Raw genomic sequence first — 23089 nt, forward strand, 5'->3', positions numbered from 1 at the left:
GGCCCCCAAGACCGAGCTGCGGATCGGGCCCTACCCGCTCGATCCGCCGGTCGTGCTGGCCCCGATGGCGGGCATCACCAATGTCGCCTTCCGCACCCTGTGCCGTGAATTCGGCAGCGCCACATCGCTGTACGTGTGCGAGATGATCACCGCCCGCGCGGTCGTCGAGCGCAACGAGAAGACCCTCAACATGATGGCCTTCGGCCCCGACGAATCGCCGCGCTCCATGCAGCTCTACGGCGTCGACCCCAAGACCCTCGGCGAGGCCGTGCGGATCATCGTCGGCGAGGGCTGGGCCGACCACATCGACATGAACCTGGGCTGCCCGGTCCGCAAGGTCACCCGCCTCGGCGGCGGCTCCGCCCTGCCCTACAAGCGGCGGCTGTTCCGCGAGATCGTGCGTGAAATGGTCGCGGCAGCAGGCGACGTGCCGGTCACCTTCAAATTCCGCATCGGCATCGACGACGACCACACCACCTACCTCGACACCGGCCGGATCGCCGAAGAGGAAGGCGCGGCGATGGTTTCGCTGCACGCCCGCACCGCCGCCCAGCTCTACTCCGGGCAGGCCGACTGGTCGGCCATCGCGCGGCTCAAGGAGACCGTCACCACCATCCCGGTGCTCGGCAACGGCGACATCTTCAGCGCCGACGACGCGCTGCGCATGATGGCCGAGACCGGCTGCGACGGCGTCGTGGTGGGCCGCGGCTGCCTGGGCCGGCCGTGGCTGTTCGGCGAACTCGGCGCGGCCCTGCGCGGCGAGCCCATTCCCGCAGGACCCACGCTCGGCAAGGTCGGCGAGATCCTTCACCGGCACGCCGCCCTGCTCGTCGAACACGACGGCGAGGACAAGGCCATGCGCGACATCCGCAAGCACATGGCCTGGTACCTGATGGGCTTCCCGGTCGGCTCCGCGCTGCGGCGGCAGTTCGCCACCGTGACCAGCCTGGCTCAGATCGAGGATCTGGTCGGGCAGCTGGATCCGGACGTGCCGTTCCCGGAGGACGCGCTCGGACCGCGCGGGCGGCAGGGCTCCCCGCAGACGAAGGTCGCGCTGCCCGACGGCTGGCTCGACGATCCGGAGGACGCGACCGTCCCGACCGCCGCCGACGTCATGCATTCCGGCGGCTAGCGACCGCCCCGGTCCAGCCGTCTGTCGCCGCCGGCCATCCGGCACGATCCGGTCAATGTCCGGCCCAGCTCCCGGGCGCAGGGCCGAGGCCCTGGCACACTTTGCGGAACGTTCGTCCCAGCAGTCGAAGCATCCCGACAAAGCAGAAAAAACGGATCTACCTGGGTGGACACATGTTCGAGTGGTTCACCGTGGCGAAATCGTTATCATGGCCCTCGGCATCAAGAGCAAAGTGAGGTTCGTTGGTGGGTGACGATCGGTACGGGCGTACGCCACGGCCCGGAGGTCGCGCCCCCTGGGAGCGCTACTCCGCGGACGGGGACGATCCGTCGCGCGCGGGCCGCCGCTCCCGGCACACCGACGACGCCGACTCCGCCGCCGCCCCCATCTCCGTGCAGGACCTGGTCGAACGGGTGGACAGCGAGCGCCAGACGCGCCGGCGCCCCCGCACCGACGCGGCCAAGCCGAACGCACCGGCGGCCACCAACGGCACGGCCGAACGAGAACCGGCCGCACCGGCGCCCGTGCCCTCGCCGAACGGCGCACCCGCCACCGGCGCCCGGCCCGTCGTTCCCCCGCCCGCACCGGGCACCCAGCCCCCGCCCGCCGGAAACCAGCCCGGCACGGGCTCGCAGCGCACCGTGCGCGACGACAGCCACCTCCGCCGGGTAGCGGCCGCGCCGGGCGCCGGCAGCGGCAGGACCGTGCGCCGTGCCGACCCGACCGCCGATCTGGTCACCGACGAACTACCCCCGGTCACCGAGGCCATCCCCGCCGCCCCGACCACGGCCGCGCGCGCCCGCGCCCTGCTGGGCCGCCGGGTCGCCTCGCCCGCCGACTATCCGACCACCGCGCTGCCCGCCTCCGTGGGTGCCGCACCGGCCAGACGGGTGTCGAGCACCCAACGGCGCCGCAGCCGGCGCGCCGGCCTGGTGGCCCGCGGCGCCACCGCGATGTTCGCGGTGCTCGCGCTGCTGGTGACGGCGGGCGGCTGGAGTTACCTGCGCGCCAAGGACGGCAACTTCCAGCAGGTCGTCGCGCTCGATCCGAACAGCACGGACGTCGTCGACGCCGACGGGCAGAACGGCGACGAGAACTTCCTGATCGTCGGCACCGACACCCGGGCGGGCACCAACAGCACTCTCGGCGCGGGCAGTGTGGACGACGCCGAGGGCGCGCGCTCGGACACCGTCATGCTGGTCAACATCCCGGCCAACCGGTCCCGTGTGGTCGCGGTGTCCTTCCCCCGCGACCTGGACGTCTCCCGTCCGATCTGCGAGGGCTGGGACAACGAGAAGGCCGCGTACTCCAGCCAGAAGTTCCCGGCCGCGGACGGCGACAAGCTCAATGCCACCTACGCGCTGGGCGGGCCGAAGTGCCTGACCAAGGTGATCACCAAGATGTCGGGCCTGAAGATCAACCACTTCGTCGGCATCGACTTCGCCGGGTTCGAGTCCATGGTCGACGTGGTCGGCGGTGTCGAGGTGTGCACCACCAAACCACTGGTGGACGAGGTCCTCGGTACCGTCCTCACCACTCCGGGCAAGCAGACGGTCAACGGTTCCACCGCCCTGGACTACGTGCGCGCTCGCCACGTGTACGGCGAGGAGCGCAGCGACTACGACCGGATCAACCGGCAGCAGCGATTCCTGTCGTCCCTGCTGCGCAGCGCGCTGTCCAGCAAGGTGCTGTTCGACCCGACCAAGCTCGACGGATTCATCAACGCCTTCGCCAAGCACTCCTTCATGGACAGCGTCACCACCAAGGACCTGCTCACGCTGGGCCGTTCCATGCAGAAGATGCAGGCCGGGAGCATCACCTTCCTGACCGTCCCGACCGCGGGCACCACCTCGTACGGCAACGAGATCCCGCGCGAATCCGACATCAAGGCCATCTTCCGCGCGGTCATCGACGACCAGCCGCTGCCCGGCGAGAAGAAGTCCGAGCCCCCGGCGGCCCCCGCCGGCGTGCCCGTCGCCAAACCCAAACCGGCCGCGGTGGATCCGCAGACGGTCTCGGTGCAGGTGTCCAACGGTTCCGGCCAGGGCGGCATCGCGGGCACCACCGCGACCAAGCTGGCCGCGCAGGGCTTCCAGATCTACAGCACCGGCAACTACGCCGACGGCGTCTCCGCCAAGACCAAGGTCCGCTACTCCAGCGGCCACGAGGCCGACGCCGGAACCGTGGCCAGCGCGATTCCGGGCGCGATCCTGGAACCGGCGAGCGGGCTGGGCAGTATCGTCGAGGTCGTGGTGGGGTCCGATTTCTCGGGCACCGTGAAGACCCCGACCACCTTCGGGCAGACGCTGCCCGACACGCCGAGCGACGCGGGCGGCCCCAGTGCGGCTCCGGTCACACTGCCGTCCGACCTCGAGCATGTGAACGCCGCCGACGACCTCTGCAAGTAGGCTGCCACCGGACCGGTCGGAGCTGCGGCGACGTTGCCGGAACCGACCGGAACCTACGATTAACCCACCGTTGGTGACTTGGTCAAAGACGCGCACTAATGTCTTGACTCATGCGTGTCATCTACAACGAACAAATGGCCGAGCTCGCCGATCTGCTCGGCGGCATGGCCGGGCTCGCCGGATCGGCGATGGAGCGGGCCACCCAGTCCCTGCTCACCGCCGATCTCGAGCTCGCGGAGCAGGTGATCAGCGAGTACGACCGGATCGCCGAGATGATCACCCTGGCCGAGGAGAAGGCCTTCGCGCTGCTCGCGCTGCAGGCCCCGGTCGCCGGCGATTTGCGGCAGGTCGTCAGCGCCATCCAGATCGTCTCCGACGTGAACCGGATGGGCGTGCTGTCCCTGCACGTCGCCAAGATGACCCGGCGCCGCTTCCCGGCCCACGCCGTGCCGGAGGCCGTGAACAGCTACTTCGCCGAGATGGGCCGCGTCGCGGTCAAGATGGGCGCCACCGCCAAGGAGGTGCTGGAGACCCGCGATCCCGAGCGGGCCGCCAAGCTCACCGACGACGACGAGGCGATGGACGACCTGCGCAAGCACCTGTTCACGCTGATCATGGACCGCGACTGGCAGTTCGGCGTCGCGTCGGCCGTGGACGTGGCGCTGCTGGGTCGCTACTACGAGCGCTTCGCAGACCACGCCGTGGAGATCGGCCGCCGCGTCGTCTTCCTCGTCACCGGCGTGCTGCCCCCGGACCCGGATTCCGAGAAGGAATCGATCTAGTCCTCGTCGGACTCACGCCAGCCCATCAGGACCGAACGACCCCGTTCGGGACGCCAGGGCAAGGTCGCGGCCACGATGACCGCGCACACGACCAGGGTGCCGACCGCGACGTATGACGCGGCCTCGGCACCCTGCATGGCCGCGACCTTCATGGCGTGAATCAGATCCGCTTTCGCCGGTGCGACAAGCGGATTCACCGGGGCCTTCACGATCTCCAGGACGCTGATCGGCGTATTGCTCGCCAGCTCCTTCTGCTGCGGATTCATGATCTGCGCGGGAATCGCCGCGATCCGGCCGCCGATCCTGTCCGCGTACACCGAGGTCATGATCGACCCCAGCAGGGCCACACCGAGCGCTCCGCCCACCTCCCGCGTGGTGTCGTTGACCGCCGAGCCCGCGCCGGCCTCCTCCACGGGCACCGCGCCCATGATGGATTCGGTCGCCGGACCCTGCACCACCGCGAATCCCAGGCCCATCAGGATCATGGACACCACCACCGGCCCCAGATACGGGGTGTCGACGGTGGTCCGGCCCGCGATGTACATGGCCACCGCCAGGATCAGCAGCCCCGACACCACCATGGCCGTGGTGCCCAGCCGCTGCGCCAGCAGGGTCGCGATGGGCGCGCCGAAGCCGACCGCCACCGCGAAAGGCAGTGAGTGGATGCCGAATTCGAGCGGCGACAGCTCCTTCACGCCCTGGAAGTACTGGGTGATCAGGAACAGGAATCCGAACGCCGAGAAGTAGGACACGGTGATGGCCAGCGACGGCAGCGCGAAGCGGCGGTTGCGGAACAGGCGCATGTTCAGCACGGGTGCGGGCACGCGTAGTTCCCAGGCCACGAACGCGGCCAGCAGCGCGGCCGAGAGCAGGTAGCCCGCAAGGCTTTCGGTGGCGAACCAGCCGTGTTTGGGGGCCTCGATGATGGACCACACCAGCGCGGTCACCCCGGCCAGGGAGAGCAGGATGCCGACCCGGTCGAGCCGATCCACGTGCGGTGCGCGGGATTCCGGCACGGTGGCCAGGACCGCGCCGATGGCCAGCAGCGCCACCGGGACATTGATCCAGAACACCGAGTGCCAGGAGAAGTACTCGAGCAGCCAGCCGCCCACGGTCGGCCCGATGGCGACGGCGATCCCGGCCATGGCCGTCCACAGCGCGATGGCGGCGGCGCGTTCGCGGGACTTGGTGAAGATATTGGTGAGCAGGGCCAGCGTGGCCGGGAAGACCACGGCCGCGAACACGCCCATGCCGGCGCGGGCCGCGATGACCTGGCCGAGTCCGGAGGACAGCGCGCCCGCCGCGGACATCACCGCGACGCCGCCCAGTCCGATGATCATGAACAGCCGTCGCCCGTAGCGGTCGCCGAGGTGTCCCATGGCGAGCAGCAGGCCGGAGAAGGCCAGGGTGAACGCGTCCACGATCCATTGCAGGCCGCTCATGTCGGCCTTCAGCTGGACGGCCATGGACGGCAGGGCCACATTGACCAGCGTGTTGTCCAGGACCACGAGCAGTTCCGCGAGACAGATGGCGACCAGCGCCGCGATCTTCGCTCGTTGCGGCAGTTCCGCCGCGGCCCGTCCGGATTTCGGGCTCGCCGTTGAGACGGTCATCCGACACCTCCTTGTACTAAACCAATCGGTTTACCAACGAGCGTCAGACTAACTGTTACTGACGGTTGCACACAACCACCCCGGGCATAGAAAACGACCCCTGCCGCAAGGGCAGGGGCCGTCAGACGCCGGAAGGTCTGTGACTATCCGAAGCGACCCGAGATGTAGTCCTCGGTCTGCTTCTGCGACGGGTTCGAGAAGATCTTCTCGGTCTCGTCGATCTCGATGAGCTTGCCCGGCTTGCCCTGCGCCTCCAGGTTGAAGAAGGCGGTCTGGTCACTCACACGCGCGGCCTGCTGCATGTTGTGGGTGACGATGACGATGGTGTACTCCTTCTTCAGCTCGGTGATCAGATCCTCGATCGCGAGCGTGGAGATGGGGTCCAGGGCCGAACACGGCTCGTCCATGAGCAGCACGTCCGGCGACACCGCGATGGCGCGGGCGATGCACAGACGCTGCTGCTGACCACCGGAGAGGCCGCCGCCCGGCTTGTCCAGGCGGTCCTTGACCTCGTTCCAGAGGTTGGCGCCGCGCAGCGACTGCTCGGCCACCTCGTCCAGCCGGCCCTTGTTGCGCACGCCCTGCAGCTTCAGACCGGCCACCACATTGTCGCGAATCGACATGGTGGGGAACGGGTTCGGCCGCTGGAACACCATGCCGATGGTGCGGCGCACGCCGACCGGGTCGACGGTGGCGCCGTAGATGTCCTCGCCGTCGAGCAGCACCGCGCCCTCGACGCGGGCCTCCGGGGTCACCTCGTGCATGCGATTGAGCGCGCGCAGCACGGTCGACTTGCCACAACCGGACGGACCGATGAACGCGGTCACGCTGCGCGGCAGCACCGTCAGCCCGACATTGGCGACCGCGTGGAACTTGCCGTAGTAGATATTGAGGTCTTTGACGTCAATTCGCTTGGCCATCAGTCTTTCCTTCTATCGGTTCCGCGTGAGCAGCTTGTTGACCGCCGCGGCGGCGAGGTACAGCAGCGCGATGATCAGGATCAGGGTCAGCGCGGCACCCCAGATGCGCTCGCGGCCGGCGGGCTCGGGGTTCGACAGCTCCTGGTACATCAGCAGCGGAAGCGAGGCCATATTGCCGTTGAAGACATCGAAGTTGATCGCCTTCGAGTAACCCACCAGCACCAGCACCGGCGCGGTCTCACCCATGACACGGGCGACGGCCAGCAGCATGCCGGAGATCATGCCGGGCGCGGCGGTCGGAATGACGATCCGCACAATGGTTTTCCACTTCGGGATACCGAGCGCGTAGGACGCCTCACGCAGTTCGTCCGGAACCAGCTTGAGCATTTCCTCGGTGCTGCGCACCACCACCGGCAGCATCAGCAGCACCAGGGCCAGCGACACCGCGAAGGCGCTCTGCGGGTTGCCGAAGGTGGCGATCCACAGCGCGAAGATGAAGAGCGCGGCCACGATCGAGGGCACACCCGCGAGGATGTCGACCATGAAGGTGGTGGTCTTGGCCAGCCAGCCCCGGCCGTACTCGACCAGGTAGACCGCGGCCATGATGCCCAGCGGCACCGCGATCACCGCGGCGATGCCGGACTGCACGATGGTGCCGTAGATGGCGTGATAGACACCGCCGGTGCGCTGATCCGGCAGCACGCCGTTCTGCGACTTGGTCCACCAGCCGGCCGAGGCCACGATGGCCCCGCCCTTCTGCAGCACCACGAACAGCACCCACAGCAGCGGCACCAGCGCGAGGCCGAAGCACAACCAGACCAGGCCGGTGGCGAGGTTGTTCTTGATCCGGCGAGCGGGGCTGACGTGCCGGAAGGTCGGCGCCTTGATCGGCTTGTCGAGTGTGGTGGTCATCCGTTGACCTTCCCGCCGGCGGCGAGCCGAGCCAGTGCGTTGACGACGAACGTCAGTGCGAACAACACGAAACCGGCGGCGATGTAGGCACCGGTCGGCAGCTTCGAGCTGAATTCCGAAGCCGCGGAGGCGATCTTCGAGGCGAAGGTGTAGCCGCCGTCGAACAGCGACCAGCTGCCCGCCTTGGTCGAGGTGCGCAGCACGATGAGGACCGCGATGGTCTCACCGAGCGCGCGGCCCAGGCCCAGCATGGAACCGGCGATCACGCCGGAGCGGCCGAAGGGCAGCACGGTGATGCGCACGACCTCCCACTTGGTGGCGCCCAGCGCCTGCGCCGCCTCGATGTGCGAGCGCGGGGTCAGGCCGAACACCTCACGGGAGACCGAGGTGATGATCGGCAGGATCATCACCGCGAGCACCACGCCCGCGGTGAAGATGGTGCCGCCGCCGGCAATGCTGACATTGCCGTCGGAGAAGAGGAACAGCCAGCTCAGGTGCTTGTTCAGGAAGTCCTGGAAGGGCCCCAGTTTGGGGGCCACGACCAGGAATCCCCAGAGACCGAACACGATCGACGGCACCGCGGCCAGCAGATCCACGATGACCGAGAACGGACGCGCCAGCGCCTTCGGCGAGTACTGCGTCAGGAACAGCGCGATCCCCACCCCGATCGGCACCGCGATGGCAAGGGCGAACAGCGAACTCAGCACCGTGACCATGAACAGGTCCTTGATGCCGAACCGCAGGTTGTTCTCGTCCTTGACGTTGAACTCGGTGGTGGTGAAGAAGTTCGCCTTGTTCGCCATGATCGAGGGCCACGCCCGGATCAGCAGGAACAGGGCGATCAGGGCGATGGCGGCGACGATGATCCCGCCGGCGGCCGTGGCCGCCGAGCGGAACGCGAACTCCGCGCCGAACTTCTTGGGTGCGCGCCCCGCGGCCGGGGTGGTGCTGGGTTCGGTCGGCATGAGCGCAGTATCCCCCGGCAGTTGGGCACGGTCTTCCCGCGGGTCGGTCGAAACGGACAGACCCGCGGATGCAATGTCGTCGTGCACGGTCATCGTGTTTCGATCAGGCGATCAGGAGATGGCGTTGATCGCGGTGGTGAGCTTGGTCTTGAACGCGTCCGGCAGCGGCACGTAGCCGGCCTCGGCGAGACCGGTCTGGCCGTTGCCGACCGCGGAGGTCAGGAACGCCTTGACGGCCTTGGCGGTGTCGGCGTCGCTGTACTTCGAGCAGACGATCTCGTAGGTGGCCAGCATGATCGGGTACGCGCCCGCGGCGGTGGGCTTGTAGATCGAGCTGTTGTCCAGCACCAGGTCGTTGCCCTCGCCCTTGATCTTGGCGGCGTCGACGGCCTTGCCCGCGGACTCGGCGGTCAGCTCGACCGGCTTCGGGTCGTTGGAGGTGGCGGTGGTCAGCACGCGCACCGAGGACAGCTTCTGCGCCTTGGCGAAGGACCACTCGGTGTAGGTGATGGTGAACTTGGTGTTCGCGACCGCGGCCGAGGTGCCGTCCGAGCCCTTGGCGCCCTCGCCGACGCCACCGTTGAACGCCTTGCCGGCGCCCTTGGTGTAGCCACCGGCGGTGGTCAGGTACTTCTGGAAGTTGTCGGTGGTGCCCGACTCGTCGGAGCGGAAGATCACGCCGATCTTGTCCGACGGCAGCTTGTCGGCCTTGTTGGTGTTCAGGGCCCGGATCGCCTGGTCGTTCCACGCGGTGATGTCACCGGAGAAGATCTTGGCGATGGTCGGCGGGTCCAGGACCAGGTCCTCGATGCCGGGCAGGTTGTAGGCCACGGAGATCGGGCCGAAGACGGCCGGCAGGTTCCAGGCGGGGCTGGCGCAACGAGCGGCGGCCTTGTCGGTCTCGCCCTTCTCGGCGTTCAGCGGCGAGTCGGAGCCCGCGAAATCGGTCTGGTTGCCGATGAACTCGTTGACGCCGGCGCCCGAGCCCGAACCGGTGTAGTCGAGCTTCGCGCCCGAGCAGTTGGTCTGGTACGCGGCGACGAAGCGGTCCATCGCGTTCTTCTGCGCGGTGGAGCCACTGGCCTTCAGCGAGGTCTTGCCGCCGCAGGCGACATCGATCTTGGCGCCGCCGCCGGTGGCGTTGTTGTCGCTGCCACAGGCCGACAGGGTCAGGGCGCCGGCCGCGGCCAACACACCGAGCAGGGCGCTGCTGCGCTTGAGATTCACCAATTCCTCCGGGGGAATCACTTGCACGTCCAACCCCTCAACGGTCGGACGGGCGCGTTTGGCGGCTGTTCGCTGCGAACTAGCGCACCGGGCAGCGGTCTGCGGCCCACTTGCAACGTAAGGGCGGCTGGTTGACAGTTAGACCAGGGCAGGTGAACGGGAGATGAACAACCCACCCTGATTGCGGCACACGGCGTGTGACATTAGCCGCACCGTTGCCGAGCGTAATTCAGGACACGCTGGAGTAGGCGACGTCGATGTGGAATCGAGTGAATCCGAGCCGGGTGTAGGTGTGCACGGCCGCGGTGTTGTCACCTTCGGTGTAGAGCAGGACGGCGTCCAGGCCGCGGTCCTTCAGGTAGTGCAGACCCGCCAGGGTGAGCAGGCGGCCGAGGCCGCGCCCCTGCGCGTCGGGGTCGATGCCGACCACATAGACCTCGCCGATCGGCGGCGTCTCATCGGAATGCACCTTGGTCCAGTGGAATCCGAGGATGCGGTCCGGCTGGGCCGAATCCACGGCGATGAACAGACCCTTCGGGTCGAACCAGGATTCGGCGCGCCGGGCGTCGATATCGCGTTGGGTCCAGCCGCCCTGTTCGGGATGCCAGGAGAAGGCCGAGGCGTTCACGCGGAGGAGTTCGGCGTCGTCGGAAGGCCCGGCGTAGGTGCGGAGTTCGAGTTCGGCGGGCACCGTCAGCTCAGGTAGCTCCGAGTTAGCCAGTTCTCTTCGCATTTGCCACAATTCACGCGAAACGGACAGGCCCAGTCGGGCCGCCACCGCCCGCGCGGGCGGCAGGTCACCGTGCGCCCACACGCGCGCGCCCGGACCCCCTACCTCGAGCGCGGCAGCCACCAGACCTGCGCCGATACCCCGGCCGCGGGCCGCCGGATCGACCGCCACCTCCGCCATCGCCGGGTGCTCGTCGTGCGCGGGCACGAGGTTCGCGTACCCCACGACCACGCCGTCCCGGATGTCCACCAGATGTCTTGCGGGCGAATCAGTTCCGGCCAGCGAGAGCACCGCCTGCTCCGACACCGGGGCCACGCCGTCGGCCGCGGTGGCCCGCTCCAGCAGCGCCCGCACCTGCCCGGCCGTCTCGGAATCGGGCCGGTCGATCCAGGAGGTCATCAGATCGCGCCGTTCGCCGAGGTCAGTTCGGAGTCGTCGGTGCCGTCGGAGTCGGGGAAGGTGACCGCGTCGCCCTTGCCCGGGGTACGCGCCGGGCGCACCGCCTTGTATCCGACATTGCGTACGGTGCCGATCAGCGACTCGTACTCGCTGCCGAGCTTGGCGCGCAGTCGTCGCACGTGCACGTCCACGGTGCGGGTGCCGCCGAAGAAGTCGTAGCCCCAGACCTCCTGGAGCAACTGGGCGCGGGTGAACACCCGGCCGGCGTGCTGCGCCAGGTACTTGAGGAGCTCGAACTCCTTGTAGGTCAGGTCCAGCGGGCGGCCGCGCAGTCGCGCGGTGTAGGTGCCCTCGTCGATGACCAGCTCGCCGAGGGTGATCTTGCCGGTGTTCTCCGGGCTGGCCACGCCGCCGTTGCGCGCTACCAAGAGTCGCAGCCGGGCGTCCAGTTCGGCGGGCCCGGTACCGGGTAGCAGGATGTCGTCCAGCCCCCAGTCGGCGTTCACCGCGACCAGACCGCCCTCGGTCAGCACGGCCACCACCGGCACCGACGAGCCGGTGCTCCCCAGCAACCGACACAGGCCGCGCGCGGCGGCCAGATCGGTACGCGCGTCCACCAGCGCCACGTCGGCGGATCCCGCCTCGAGCAGGGACGCCACCTCCGTCGGAGCGGGCCGCACGTGATGCGGCAGCAACGCCAGCGACGGCAGCACCGCCTCGGGGTTGGGGTCGGAGGTCAGCAGGAGCAGCTCCATGGGGGCCCTCCATCCCATCTGGCATGTGTGTGGCTACCGCGCTGTCGGCCACTACCCCATGCAGGTCATCACAGGTAATCGCTGCCTACATTAGCCTGTGGTGTCTCGTATTTGCCCTCCGCTGCCGCCACGGGCGGGTTGACGGCGCGAATCACCAGCGTCCGCCCCTTGCCGACGGACTCCCGTAGGTGGATCCGAAGCGGATCGGCGACGGCCCCCTATTAGTGTGCAGCTATGCGTTTCCGGAGGCTGCTCATCGGATTGCTCTGCCTGGCAGGGCTGGTCGTGCTGCTCGATTTCGGGGTCGCGGCCTACTCCGAGTACCGCGTCTCGCGGCTGCTGCGGACCGGTTCGGATCTGAGCGCCGATCCGGAGATCACCTTCCACGAGTCGCCTCGCCACCCGTTCGTGGCCCAGGCGCTGGGCGGTGAGTACATCAATATGGACATCCGCGCCCGCGCCATGCGCCCCGACATTCCGGGCAAGATCATGGTCGAGGCCAATCTGAAGGGCGTCCGCCTGCCCATGCGTCAACTGGTCGACGGCGAGGTGGCGCAGGTCCCGGTCGACGAGGTGCAGGCCCGCATGCGCATCGAACCCAATGAGCTCGGACGGCTGTTCAAGATTCCGGACCTCCAGGTCTTCGGCCCGCCCACCGACAAGTCCGACGGCTCCGGCAGCGCCGCCGGCACCGGGCCCAGCACCACGGGCATCATCATCCTGGAAGGCACCGTGCCGATCGGCCCGAACGCCGACACCGTCGCGGTCGCCGATTCGCGCACCGACACCGCGCAGAAGGTCACCAAGAAGAAGGTCCACGTGCTGGCCGAACTGCGCCTCGAGGGCGCCGAGGTACGCATCACCGCGATATCGATCGCCGGGCGCGATCTGCAGGCCGACTCCGATTCGGTACTCCCCGAACAGGATCGGACCGTGATCTCCGAACAGGACAAGCCCGCCATCCTCGCCCGCTTCACCCACACCATCGACACCCGCAATATGCCGTTCGGCATCGCCCCGACCTCGGTGGAGGCCAATGCCGGGCAGATCGTGGTGGAGGGCACCGGTCGCGACGTGACCGTCGACCTGGATCGGCTACAGAAATGATCGCCCTCGGAATCCTGACGGTCATGCTGGTCGCGGCGGTCGCCGTGGGCCTGCTGCTGCGCCGCAACGAGGGCCGGGTGCGCGAGCGCGCCGCCGCGCCGCGGCACGAACCGGAATCCACCCGGGCCACCCTGCTGGCCGCGGCCGGAGTCGTCCCGGGCCGGCCGACCGTCCTGCACTTCTCCGCGGACTGGTGCGGCCCGTGCGCTGCCGTGCGGCGCGTGGTCGCCGGCGTGGTGGCCGAACTGGCCGACGCCGAGCTGCCGCCGCTGGATCTGGAGGTCGACATCGACGAGTTCGCGGAGCTCGCCCGGGAGCTGAACGTGCTCTCGCTGCCGACCACTTTCGGATTGGATTCTCGAGGATTGGAACGCTTCCGGATCGCCGGCGTTCCGAAGGCCGCGGATCTGCGCACGTCAATGGCCTCTTTGACGGTCGCCGCGACCGATGAGTGACCAGCATTACGAACCCCGGGTCCAATTTCCCCCGAAAATTGGGTAAACTCCCTCTCGTGCAATCCAACCGCGAGCTGATGCTCACCCGACGCCGCACGGTAGACCTGTGCCGGCTCGGTGGTTGTTGCTGCCTGTGCCGCTAGCCGGTCGGCCTTTCTATCACTCTGTCGCCGACCGGTTGTATCCCCCCGCTGTTGAGAGATCATGTCGATCCTCCGGCGATCTGGCCAATACATCCTCGAGCGCAGGAGTCCTTCCTTCCATGTCGAACACCACTACGAGCGCACCGCCCGTGGAGCAGGTCGATGTCCGGGGTCCCCGGTTCGCGGCCTGGATCACCACCGCGGTGCTCACCCTGGTCCTGATTCTCGCTTCCGTCTCGGCCCCCGCGGCCGCCGTGCTGCTGGCCGTGCAGGCCGTGGTCTTCGGCCTGGGCGCGGCCAACGGCCCCAAGCGCAGTCCGTACGGCCGGATCTACGCCGCCCTGGTCGCGCCGCGCAACGGCGCGCCGACCGAGCTGGAACCCGTTGCCCCACTGCGGTTCGCGCAGCTGGTGGGTCTGGTCTTCGCGGTGCTGGGCGTGATCGGCTTCGCGGCCGGCAGCACGGTGGCGGGCTCGATCTTCGCCGGATTCGCGCTGTTCGCGGCCTTCCTGAACGCGGCGTTCGGCATCTGCCTGGGTTGCCAGATCTATCCGCTGGTCGCCCGACTCCGCCCCTGACCATCCCTATCACTCAGCCACACGAACGCAACGCCTGAACACGGCACCGCACCGAAAGGAACAACATGGCTCGCTCCGATGTCCTGGTCTCCGCAGACTGGGTCGAAGAGAACCTGAACACCCCGGGCGTCGTCCTGGTCGAGGTGGACGAGGACACCTCGGCCTACGACCTGGGGCACATCGAGGGCGCCGTGCGTCTCGACTGGAAGAAGGACCTGCAGGACCAGGTCCGCCGCGACTTCGTGAACCAGGAGCAGTTCTCCGCGCTGCTGTCCGAGCGCGGTATCTCCAACGACGACACCGTGGTGCTGTACGGCGGCAACAACAACTGGTTCGCCGCCTACGCCTACTGGTACTTCAAGCTGTACGGCCACCAGGACGTGAAGCTGCTCGACGGTGGCCGCAAGAAGTGGGAGCTGGACGGCCGCCCGCTGGTCAAGGATGTCAAGGTGCGCCCGGCCGCCGACTACAAGGCCGCCGCGCAGGACCTGTCCATCCGCGCCTTCCGTGACGAGGTCGTCGACGCCATCGGCGCCAAGAACCTGGTCGACGTGCGCTCGCCCGACGAGTTCTCGGGCAAGATCCTGGCTCCGGCGCACCTGCCGCAGGAGCAGTCGCAGCGTCCGGGCCACATCCCGACCGCCATCAACGTGCCGTGGTCGAAGGCCGCGAACGAGGACGGCACCTTCAAGAGCGACGCCGAGCTGGCGGAGATCTACAAGGAGGCCGGGCTGGACGGCGACAAGCTGACCATCGCCTACTGCCGCATCGGTGAGCGTTCCTCGCACACCTGGTTCGTGCTGCAGGAGCTGCTGGGCCACCAGAACGTCAAGAACTACGACGGGTCCTGGACCGAATACGGTTCCCTCGTCGGTGTACCGATCGAGTTGGGAGCGTAATCAATATGTGTGCAGCACCTACCCAGGGACAGGCCATCCCGGCCGGCGTCGATGTCGAGAAGGAGACGGTCATCACCGGCCGCGTCCTGACCGCTGACGGCCAGACCGTCGGTGGCGCGTTCGTCCGCCTGCTGGACGGCAACGGCGACTTCACCGCCGAGGTCGTGGCCTCGGGCACCGGCGACTTCCGCTTCTTCGCCGCGCCGGGCTCGTGGACCCTGCGCGCGCTGTCGGCGTCCGGCAACGGCACCGCCGAGGTGTCGCCGGAGGGCAACGGCATCCACAACGTGGACGTCACCGTCGCCAAGTAAGCGAAACATCAAGAACGGCCCCGGGATTCATGATCCCGGGGCCGTTCTCGTCGGTCGGCGCGTTTTTCCCGGGGTCGTTTTCACCGGATCCCGGCGGTGCGATTAGACTCCGAGACGTGGTGCTTACCTTCGAAATTCTGCTGGTACTCGTGTCCGTGCTGATCGCCTGGTTCGGTCTGTACGTCCTCTACCGGCTGTTCACCGAGTCGTGACAGATCCGGCCCACGAGAACACCGAAAACGGAGTGGCCAACGGCTCGGCGTCCGATGACGCCGCCGGTTCGCGCCGCAGCGGCGACCAGGCGGTCGCGGAGGCGGTCGAGCGGGCCAAGTCGACCGGGGGGCTGAACGTTCCGGCGCTCCCCGATCTGCCGCTGCCCGTGGACACCGCGAATCTGCGGCTGGGCCCCGATCTGAGCTCGTCCATGCTCGCGCTGCTGCCGCTGATCGGCGTGTGGCGCGGTGAGGGCGAGGGCAACGACCCCGAGACGGGCGACTACCGCTTCGGTCAGCAGATCATCGTGGCCCACGACGGCGGCGACTACCTGACCTGGGAAGCGCGGTCCTGGAAGCTGACCGCCGAGGGCGAGTACGACGGCCCCGACCTGCGCGAGAGCGGCTTCTGGCGGGTCGGCATCGACGGCGACGACGAGGTGCTGGAGCTGCTGCTCACGCACTCGACCGGCATTGTCGAACTGTTCTACGGCCAGGCCCTGACCCAGTCGTCCTGGGAGCTGGCCACCGACGTGGTGATCCGCAGCCAGTCCGGCATCGTGGTGGGCGGCGCGAAGCGGCTCTACGGCATCGTCGAGGGCGGCGACCTGGGCTACGTCGAGGAGCGCATCGCGGCCGACGGCGCGCTGGAGCCGCGGCTCTCGGCCCGCTTGAAGCGGTACATCGGCTGAGAGACTGCCGATACGGCACGCGGCAACTGATTTCGCTGCGATGGGGGTACCTCGTGGGGTACCCCCAAAATTGTTTGGGCACCCGACGCAGGCACGGAATGCCAACTCATACGGCTCTCAGCGGCCCGCTGAAGTCCCGGGGAGGCGGCACAGTACGGCCCCCGAGTGTTACCTGCGGAAGGATGCAACGTTCTTCACGCAAGTCCGGTCGGACGGACCGTAACTCGGGGGCCGGGTGACTGCCGTGGATTCGCGAGGGCTCGCGCGATCGGAATCCGATTGCAGCGGTAGCGCCTAGCTGGCAGCCACCTCACGCGTCCTAGAAATCATTCTCGAACCACCTCCTTCCTGTGTACCGACGAAATTAGTCGGATCCGGCAGAAGCGGCAACGTATTTTCGCGGACCGCGAAAAGGCAGGTCAGACGGTGGTTTCGGGAATACGGGGTCCGATGTCGATCGCGCCTCCGGGATCGACGCGAACGATGGTGTCGGCCTTGGCGTCCGGGGGCAGCTGGTGGGTGACCACCACGACCGTGCGGTCGCGATCCACCAGGCCGCTCGACTCGTCCAGCAGGCGGCGCAGCAGTCCGGCCCCGGCGTCCGCCTCCAGGTGTTCGGTGGGTTCGTCGAGCAGCAGCACCCGAGCGGGCGACAGCAGGGCGCGGGCCAGCAGGATCCTTCGGCGCTGACCGCCCGAGACCGCGGCGGCGCCGCCGACCAGATCCGTCTCCACGCCGTCCGGGAGCGAGTCCAGCCACTCCCCCGCCCCGACCGCCCGCAACGCGGATTCGGCCTCGGCCACGGTGATGTCGCCGCGAGCGACGCGCAGATTCTCCAGCACGGTCGTCCCGAACAGATGCGCGTCCTCGGCGAAGAAGGTGACGCCGGGCCGGGGTGTGTCGAACAACCCCGCCCAGGCCATGAGCACTGTCGTCTTCCCCGCACCGCTGGGCCCGACCACCGCGATCCGCCTGCCCGCAGGCAGGTCCGGGAAAGCCGGTGCGGTGGCGGGCGATTCGAGCGGCGTCCGCTCGTCCCCGGGCTCGCCGCCCCCGATCCGACCGGATTCGAGCCGGTCCAGCCGATGCAGTGCGGCGCGGCCGGTGGTCAGTGCCTGCGCTGCGGCGGGCAGCACCGCGACCGCCTCGAACGCGGACAGGGGCACCAGCACCAGCACGGTGAACGCCATCGGTGTGATGCCGCCGGGCGCGACAGTCTGGAACCCCGCGGTCGGCATCGGAGTGCCGCTGCCGTACAGCACGATCCCGATGAGCAGCGCCCCCAGCACACTCGCCCCGATGGACAGCGGCAGCACCGCCGCCGCCCACGCGCTCCGCGACGCCGCCCGATCCTCGGCGGCCACGGCCCGCCGGCCGGCCGCCGTGGCCGCCCCGACCGCCTCCGAAAGCCGTCCCGCCACCCGCAATTCGGGCGCGTGATCCAGCACGGTGAGCGCCTCGGCCGTGAATTCGGTCCGATCCGCCCGCACCGCCAGTTCCGCCTCCCGGGCCGCCCGCGCCGACAGCCACGGCGCGACGATCCCCGAAACCCCCAGCGCCACGGCCAGAATCACCGCCGCGAGCACCGAGATGCTCGCCAGCAGCCCGACCGCCAGCAGCGAGAGGATCAGCGCCACCGCGATCGGCACGAACGCCCGCACCACCACGGCCCCGAGATCGTCGATATCGCCCATCACCCGCCCGAGCAGCTCTCCCCGCCGCAGTGCGGTCGGATCACCCTCCCGCTCATCCACATCCGTCCCCAGCCGTGTCCGTGCCGAGCCGCCGGTTCGCCGCGGTCGCCAGATGTCCGCACCCGCCAACGTCAGATACGTCGTGGTCCGTGCCGTACTCATCGCCCGCAACGCCACATCGTGCGTCGCCAGCCGCTCCAGATACCGGCACAGCCCCCGTGAGATACCCAGCGCCCGAACGGTCACCACCGCCAGACTCAAATCCAGGACCGGCGGCATCTGCCACGCCCGGGCGATCAGCCACGCCGCCAACGCCGCCAGTCCGAGCCCGCTCCCGAGCGCGAGCACACCCCACCCGATCGAGAGCGCCATCCGCGCCCGCGACAACTCCAGCAGTTCCCGAATCCGCCGGAAATCGACCAGCACCGCCCTCATCGCGCCGACACCTCCGCCGAGGCGGCCGTACCGGCAGCCAGATCGGTCCGACCGGTCTCGCCGCGTAGGCCCCGAACATCAGGACCGGCACTCGGCGACAGCCCACCGACAGCCGCTTCCTGTCCGGGCGGCGCGAAGTCCCGCACAGCACCGGCCGAATTCGACGCGGCATCCGTGATGGGCCGCGCACTCGCCTCGGGGGCGCGGCTCGAATCCTGGGGCGCGGATCCCGGCCCGGAACGACGGTCTGGGGCGCGGGTGGATTCGTCGAGTCGGGCGTTACCGCCTCCGGAGTCACCGGCAACGGCGGGTGCGGGCTGGGCCGGTGCGGAACCCCCGTGAACCTCGACGACACGATCGGCGATCGCCAGCACCGAGGGGCGGTGGGCCACCACGACGACGGTGGCGCCGGCGCGGGCGCGGTCCACCAGGGCCGCGAGCACCGTCGCCTCGGAGTCGTCGTCGAGGTGGGCGGTGGGCTCGTCGAGCAGCAGGATCGAGCGGGGGGCCGCGAGGGTGCGCGTGAGGGCCAGGCGCTGGCGCTGGCCCAGGGACAATCCGATGCCGCCCGAACCGACCACGGTGTCCCACCGGGCGGGGAGGGTGTCGAGGACGGCGTCGAAACCGGTGGCGGCGCAGGCGGCTTCGATCTGGTCGTCGCCCGAGGGCGGTCCCAGCAGTTCGAGGTTGGCGCGGAGGGTGCCGGGGATCAGGACCGGGCGCTGCGGGAGCCAGGCCACGTGGGACCAGAACTCGTCGGGGTCCAGGTCGGGGACCGGGGTGCCGTCGATGGTGACTGTTCCGGCGTCCAGGGTGATGAGGCCCAGAACGGCTTGCAGGGCGGTCGATTTGCCGCAGCCGTTGGGGCCGGTGAGGACGGTGACCTCGCCGGGGCGGACGGTGGCGGACAGCCCTTCGGGCGCGTTGCCGTCGCGGGCGGCGACGCTCAGATCGCGGATGTCGATGTGGCCGAGCAGGTTCCGATGCGGTGTTCCGGCGGGAACGGCGGGCGTGGTCCCCGGACCCGGTTCGAGAATCGCGAAGGCCCGTTCGGCGGCGGCTATTCCGTCCTGGGCGGCGTGGAAGCGTTCGCCGACGGCGCGCAGCGGGAGGTAGACCTCGGGAGCGAGGATCAGGGCGAGCAGGCCCGCGTACAGCCCCATGTGGCCGAAGACCAGGCGCATGCCGATGGAGACGGCGACCAGGGCCACGCACAGGGTGGCGAGCATCTCCAGGACCATCGAGGACAGGAAGGCCAGGCGCAGCGCCGCCATGGTGCGGTGGTGCAGGGCGTCGCCGAGCTCGCGGACCCGGCCCGCCATGCTGCGCGGCGGATCATCGTTTGCCGCAGTGGGATCCGGGGCAGCCGGGCGCGCTCGGTCGTTCCCGGCGGAACGGCCGGTCTCGCGGCCCAGCGCGCGCAGCGTCGGCATGCCCGCGAACAAGTCCAGGAGCTGGTCCGAGAGCCGGGTGGTGGCGGCCAGCGTGTCCGCGGACTTCCCCTGGGTGAGCAGCCCGATGAGGATCATGAAGATCGGGATCAGTGGCAATGTGACGGCGATGATCGCGCCGGACACCCAGTCGTGGACGGCGATGACGGCCAGCACCACCGGGGGCACGAGAGCGGCCAGGATCAGGGCCGGCAGATACCCCGCGAGGTAGGCGCGCAGCCCGCTGAGCCCGGAGCCGACGACGACCGCGAGTTCGGCACGGCGGCTCTCCAATGCACGCGGCGGGAGCTGGGCCCCGGCTTCCAGCGCGGCGGTCTCGAGTTCGGCCACGACCTGCGCCCCGGCTCGGTGCGCGAGCCGGGACTGCCACCAGGTGGCCGCCACCCGGCACAGCACGGCGACCGCGAATACCGCCAATTCGACCGTCCAGGAGCCGATCCGGCGCTGGTCCGGTTCGGTGATCACCCCGGCGAGCATCCGGGCCAGGGCGAGCGCCCCGATCACGATGCATCCGGTGGTGACCAGCGAGAGTCCCACGCTGAGTCCGAGATACCGGCGCGCGGAGCGGGCGTGCCGCCACAGCCGCGGGTCCACCGGTCGTGCCATGGTCGATCTCCTCTGCGAAAAGGCGCGCCGCCCTGGGCCTTCCGGCGGGGCGGCGCGCCCCGGGTTCAGCTCGTCGCGGATTCCATGGGCAGCCCGATCGGCGCCGGGATCTGTTCCATGGTGAGCCGCTTGCGGAACACCCAGTACGTCCAGGCCTGGTAGACCAGCACGACCGGGACCAGCGCCACCGCGACCCAGCTCATCACCACCAGCGTGTAGTGGGTGGAGGAGGCGGCGACGGTGCCGTCGCGGCCGTCGACGGTGAGGCTGAACGCGTCGTTGATGGTGGACGGCAGCACATTCGGGAACAACGACCCGAACAGCAGCACGGTGGCGGCCGCGATGGTGATCGCGGTGCCGGTGAACGCCCAGCCGTCGCGGCCCTGGCTCGCGGCGAAGCCCGCGACCAGTAGTCCGATCACGGCCAGCGCCAGCGGAATCCAGGTCCAGCCGTGCCCGTGGGCGAGCTGGGTCCAGATACCGAAGGCGGCCACCACGACGGCGGTGGGCACGAACAGCACGCGGATGATGCGTTGCGCGTCGTCGCGGACCTCGTTGCCGGTCTTGAGGGCGATGAACATCGCGCCGTGCAGCAGGAACAGCAGCAGCGTGGTGAGCCCGCCGAGCAGCGCGTACGGGGTGAGCAGGTCGAAGAAGTTGCCCTCGATCTGCTTGCGCTCGTTGAGCTTCACGCCGTGCACGATATTGGCGAAGGCCAGGCCCCAGGCCAGGGCGGGGATCCAGGAGCCCAGGCCGATGCCGATGTCGCACCAGGTGCGCCAGCGCGGGTCGTTGATCTTGCCGCGCCATTCGATGGCGCAGGCCCGCGCGATCAGCCCGACCAGGATGAGCAGCAGCGCCAGGTAGAACCCGGAGAACAGGCTGGCGTACCACTCCGGGAAGGCGGCGAACATGGCGCCGCCGCCGGTGAGCAGCCACACCTCGTTGCCGTCCCACACCGGTCCGATGGTGTTGAGCACGGTGCGCTTCTTCTTCTCGTCACCGCGCCCGATGATCGGCATCAGCATGCCGACGCCGAAGTCGAAGCCCTCCAGCACGAAGTAGCCGGTGAACAGGACCGCGATCAGCAGAAACCAGAATTCAGGGAGACTCATCCTCGGCTCCTAGTACGCGAAGGAAAGCTTCTCGACGGGCTCCCCGGTCATCTTCGGGGTGTCCGGGGTGGATGCCTGCTCGGGCCCGGCGATCACGTAGCGGCGCATCAGATAGAACCACCCGATGGCCAGCAGCCCGTAGAGCGCGGTGAACACGATCAGCGAGGTGAGGATCGTGCCCGCCGAGACCCCGGAGACGCCCTGCTGCACGGTCATCCGGATGTGCTGGTCGCCGGTCGGATTGGGTGCGACGACCCAGGGCTGGCGGCCCATCTCGGTGAAGATCCAGCCGGAGATATTGCCCAGGAACGGGGTGGCGATCGCGATCAGCGACAGCCAGCTGAACCAGGTCTGGTCCGGGACCCGGCCGCGGCGGGTGACCCAGAATCCGGCCAGCGCCAACAGGATCGAGCCGGCCATCCAGGTGATCATGGCGCGGAAGGACCAGTAGGTGACGAACAGGTTGGGCCGGTAGTCGCCGACGCCGTACTTCTGGTTGTACTCGACCTGGAGGTCCTTGACGCCCTGCAGGGTGACGCCGGTGAATTCGCCGGTGGCCAGCCACGGCAGCACGTAGGGCACCTCGATGAGGTGGTCCACGCTGTCGCAGTTGTTGTGGGTGCCGACGGTCAGCACGGAGAAGTCCGGATCGGTCTCGGTGTGGCAGAGCGATTCGGCCGACGCCATCTTCATGGGCTGCTGCTTGAACATCAGCTTGCCCTGGATGTCACCGGTGAAGATCAGCGCCACCGCGGCGATGAGGACGACGTACAGGCCCATGCGCGCGCTCGGCCGCCACATGGTGCGGGCGTCCTCGAGGAGTGCCTCGTTACCTTCCGCCTTGGCCTTGCGGGCATTTCGCACCATCCACCAGCCGGCGATGCCGGCCACGAAGGTGCCCGCGGTGAGGAAGGCTCCGGCGATCACGTGCGGGAAGGCGGCGAGGGTGGTGTTGTTGGTGAGCACCGCCCCGATGCTGTGCAGTTCGGCGCGACCGGTCTCCGGGTTGTACTCCGCGCCGACCGGGTGCTGCATGAACGAGTTGGCGGCGATGATGAAGTAGGCGGAGGCGTTGGTGCCGATGGCGACGAGCCAGATGCACGCCAGGTGCAGCTTTTTCGGCAGCCGGGTCCAGCCGAAGATCCACAGGCCCAGGAAGGTCGATTCCATGAAGAAGGCGACCAGCGCCTCCATGGCCAGCGGGGCGCCGAACACGTCGCCGACGAAGCGGGAGTATTCGCTCCAGCCCATGCCGAACTGGAATTCCTGCACGATGCCGGTGGCGACGCCGAGGGCGAAGTTGATCAGGAACAGCTTGCCGAAAAACTTTGTGAGCCTGAGCCAGTGCTCCTTACCGGTGATCACCCACGCGGTCTGCATGCCCGCGACGAGCGGTGCGAGGCCGATGGTGAGTGGCACCAGGATGAAGTGATAGACGGTGGTAATTCCGAACTGCCAGCGCGCCAGATCTACGACGCTCATCCGACCTCCCTGCCGATCTACGACATGACGTAGTAACAAAGACTACGCGTCGGGAGGCGCGGATCA

General features: G+C 68.7%; 19 protein-coding genes and 1 pseudogene. 9 read left to right on the forward strand and 11 right to left on the reverse strand.

Annotation, left to right across the window (positions count from 1 at the left end; all coding sequences use genetic code 11):
- Nucleotides 1–16: 16 nt before the first annotated feature.
- The 3 genes from dusB (at nucleotide 17) to phoU (ending at nucleotide 4322) form a co-directional block, all read left to right on the forward strand.
- Nucleotides 17–1132: a tRNA dihydrouridine synthase DusB gene (gene dusB / locus ACFRAQ_RS30695; protein ID WP_379106247.1), complete on the forward strand. Its 1116-nt coding sequence runs from the start codon at nucleotides 17–19 to the stop codon at nucleotides 1130–1132.
- 245 nt (nucleotides 1133–1377) lie between these two features.
- Entirely contained in the window at nucleotides 1378–3540 is a 2163-nt protein-coding gene (locus tag ACFRAQ_RS30700; RefSeq protein WP_379105833.1) for an LCP family protein, read from the forward strand.
- A 110-nt stretch (nucleotides 3541–3650) separates the two neighbouring features.
- Nucleotides 3651–4322 (forward strand): phosphate signaling complex protein PhoU, encoded by a 672-nt coding sequence (gene phoU / locus ACFRAQ_RS30705; protein WP_379105837.1) that lies wholly within the window; start codon nucleotides 3651–3653, stop codon nucleotides 4320–4322.
- Here the strand turns inward: phoU and ACFRAQ_RS30710 are convergent.
- The 7 genes from ACFRAQ_RS30710 to ACFRAQ_RS30740 form a co-directional block, all read right to left on the reverse strand.
- The gene (locus ACFRAQ_RS30710) at nucleotides 4319–5935 is read right to left on the reverse strand and encodes an MFS transporter (protein ID WP_379105839.1); all 1617 of its coding nucleotides are present in this window, start codon (nucleotides 5933–5935) and stop codon (nucleotides 4319–4321) included. The two genes, phoU and ACFRAQ_RS30710, sit on opposite strands and share 4 nt — an antisense overlap.
- Before the next feature lie 143 nt (nucleotides 5936–6078).
- Entirely contained in the window at nucleotides 6079–6855 is a 777-nt protein-coding gene (gene pstB, locus ACFRAQ_RS30715; protein WP_357282645.1) for a phosphate ABC transporter ATP-binding protein PstB, read from the reverse strand.
- 12 nt (nucleotides 6856–6867) lie between these two features.
- Nucleotides 6868–7767, reverse strand: coding sequence for a phosphate ABC transporter permease PstA (gene pstA, locus ACFRAQ_RS30720; protein WP_379105842.1), 900 nt, complete (start codon nucleotides 7765–7767; stop codon nucleotides 6868–6870).
- On the reverse strand, nucleotides 7764–8732 hold the full coding sequence (gene pstC, locus ACFRAQ_RS30725) for a phosphate ABC transporter permease subunit PstC (protein WP_379105844.1): 969 nt from the start codon (nucleotides 8730–8732) through the stop codon (nucleotides 7764–7766). Before pstC ends, pstA begins: the two co-directional genes overlap by 4 nt.
- A gap of 111 nt (nucleotides 8733–8843) precedes the next feature.
- Complete coding sequence (gene pstS / locus ACFRAQ_RS30730; RefSeq protein ID WP_357282826.1) at nucleotides 8844–9959, reverse strand: phosphate ABC transporter substrate-binding protein PstS; 1116 nt, start codon at nucleotides 9957–9959, stop codon at nucleotides 8844–8846.
- A 229-nt stretch (nucleotides 9960–10188) separates the two neighbouring features.
- Nucleotides 10189–11088, reverse strand: coding sequence for a mycothiol synthase (gene mshD, locus ACFRAQ_RS30735; protein ID WP_379105846.1), 900 nt, complete (start codon nucleotides 11086–11088; stop codon nucleotides 10189–10191).
- Complete coding sequence (locus ACFRAQ_RS30740; RefSeq protein ID WP_357089585.1) at nucleotides 11088–11843, reverse strand: response regulator transcription factor; 756 nt, start codon at nucleotides 11841–11843, stop codon at nucleotides 11088–11090. The genes mshD and ACFRAQ_RS30740 overlap by 1 nt, the downstream gene beginning before the upstream one ends.
- Nucleotides 11844–12077: 234 nt before the next feature.
- Here ACFRAQ_RS30740 and ACFRAQ_RS30745 point away from each other — a divergent pair, with 234 nt between their 5' ends.
- The 6 genes from ACFRAQ_RS30745 (at nucleotide 12078) to ACFRAQ_RS30770 (ending at nucleotide 16240) form a co-directional block, all read left to right on the forward strand.
- Nucleotides 12078–12950 (forward strand): LmeA family phospholipid-binding protein, encoded by an 873-nt coding sequence (locus tag ACFRAQ_RS30745; protein WP_379105849.1) that lies wholly within the window; start codon nucleotides 12078–12080, stop codon nucleotides 12948–12950.
- The gene (locus ACFRAQ_RS30750) at nucleotides 12947–13405 is read left to right on the forward strand and encodes a thioredoxin family protein (RefSeq protein WP_379105851.1); all 459 of its coding nucleotides are present in this window, start codon (nucleotides 12947–12949) and stop codon (nucleotides 13403–13405) included. Before ACFRAQ_RS30745 ends, ACFRAQ_RS30750 begins: the two co-directional genes overlap by 4 nt.
- A 262-nt stretch (nucleotides 13406–13667) precedes the next feature.
- Complete coding sequence (locus ACFRAQ_RS30755; RefSeq protein ID WP_379105853.1) at nucleotides 13668–14126, forward strand: DUF4395 domain-containing protein; 459 nt, start codon at nucleotides 13668–13670, stop codon at nucleotides 14124–14126.
- A gap of 65 nt (nucleotides 14127–14191) precedes the next feature.
- Nucleotides 14192–15025 (forward strand): sulfurtransferase, encoded by an 834-nt coding sequence (locus ACFRAQ_RS30760; protein ID WP_379105855.1) that lies wholly within the window; start codon nucleotides 14192–14194, stop codon nucleotides 15023–15025.
- Between the two features lie 5 nt (nucleotides 15026–15030).
- A complete protein-coding gene (locus ACFRAQ_RS30765) occupies nucleotides 15031–15336 on the forward strand; it encodes a DUF1416 domain-containing protein (protein WP_379105858.1) in 306 nt (101 codons plus the stop codon).
- Nucleotides 15337–15580: 244 nt separating this feature from the next.
- Nucleotides 15581–16240, forward strand: coding sequence for an FABP family protein (locus tag ACFRAQ_RS30770; protein ID WP_379106249.1), 660 nt, complete (start codon nucleotides 15581–15583; stop codon nucleotides 16238–16240).
- Between the two features lie 419 nt (nucleotides 16241–16659).
- Here ACFRAQ_RS30770 and cydC read toward each other — a convergent pair whose 3' ends face one another.
- From cydC to ACFRAQ_RS30790, 4 genes and pseudogenes are all read right to left on the reverse strand, one after another.
- Nucleotides 16660–18369 (reverse strand): thiol reductant ABC exporter subunit CydC, encoded by a 1710-nt coding sequence (cydC, locus tag ACFRAQ_RS30775; protein WP_379105860.1) that lies wholly within the window; start codon nucleotides 18367–18369, stop codon nucleotides 16660–16662.
- A gap of 341 nt (nucleotides 18370–18710) precedes the next feature.
- Nucleotides 18711–20426: pseudogene (locus ACFRAQ_RS30780) on the reverse strand (ABC transporter ATP-binding protein/permease); the annotation flags it as partial.
- 65 nt (nucleotides 20427–20491) lie between these two features.
- The gene (gene cydB / locus ACFRAQ_RS30785) at nucleotides 20492–21541 is read right to left on the reverse strand and encodes a cytochrome d ubiquinol oxidase subunit II (RefSeq protein WP_379105862.1); all 1050 of its coding nucleotides are present in this window, start codon (nucleotides 21539–21541) and stop codon (nucleotides 20492–20494) included.
- Between the two features lie 9 nt (nucleotides 21542–21550).
- A complete protein-coding gene (locus ACFRAQ_RS30790; RefSeq protein ID WP_379105864.1) occupies nucleotides 21551–23023 on the reverse strand; it encodes a cytochrome ubiquinol oxidase subunit I in 1473 nt (490 codons plus the stop codon).
- Between the last annotated feature and the right edge of the window lie 66 nt (nucleotides 23024–23089).

This window comes from Nocardia sp. NPDC056611, assembly GCF_042792755.1.
Classification (GTDB): Bacteria; Actinomycetota; Actinomycetes; order Mycobacteriales; family Mycobacteriaceae; genus Nocardia.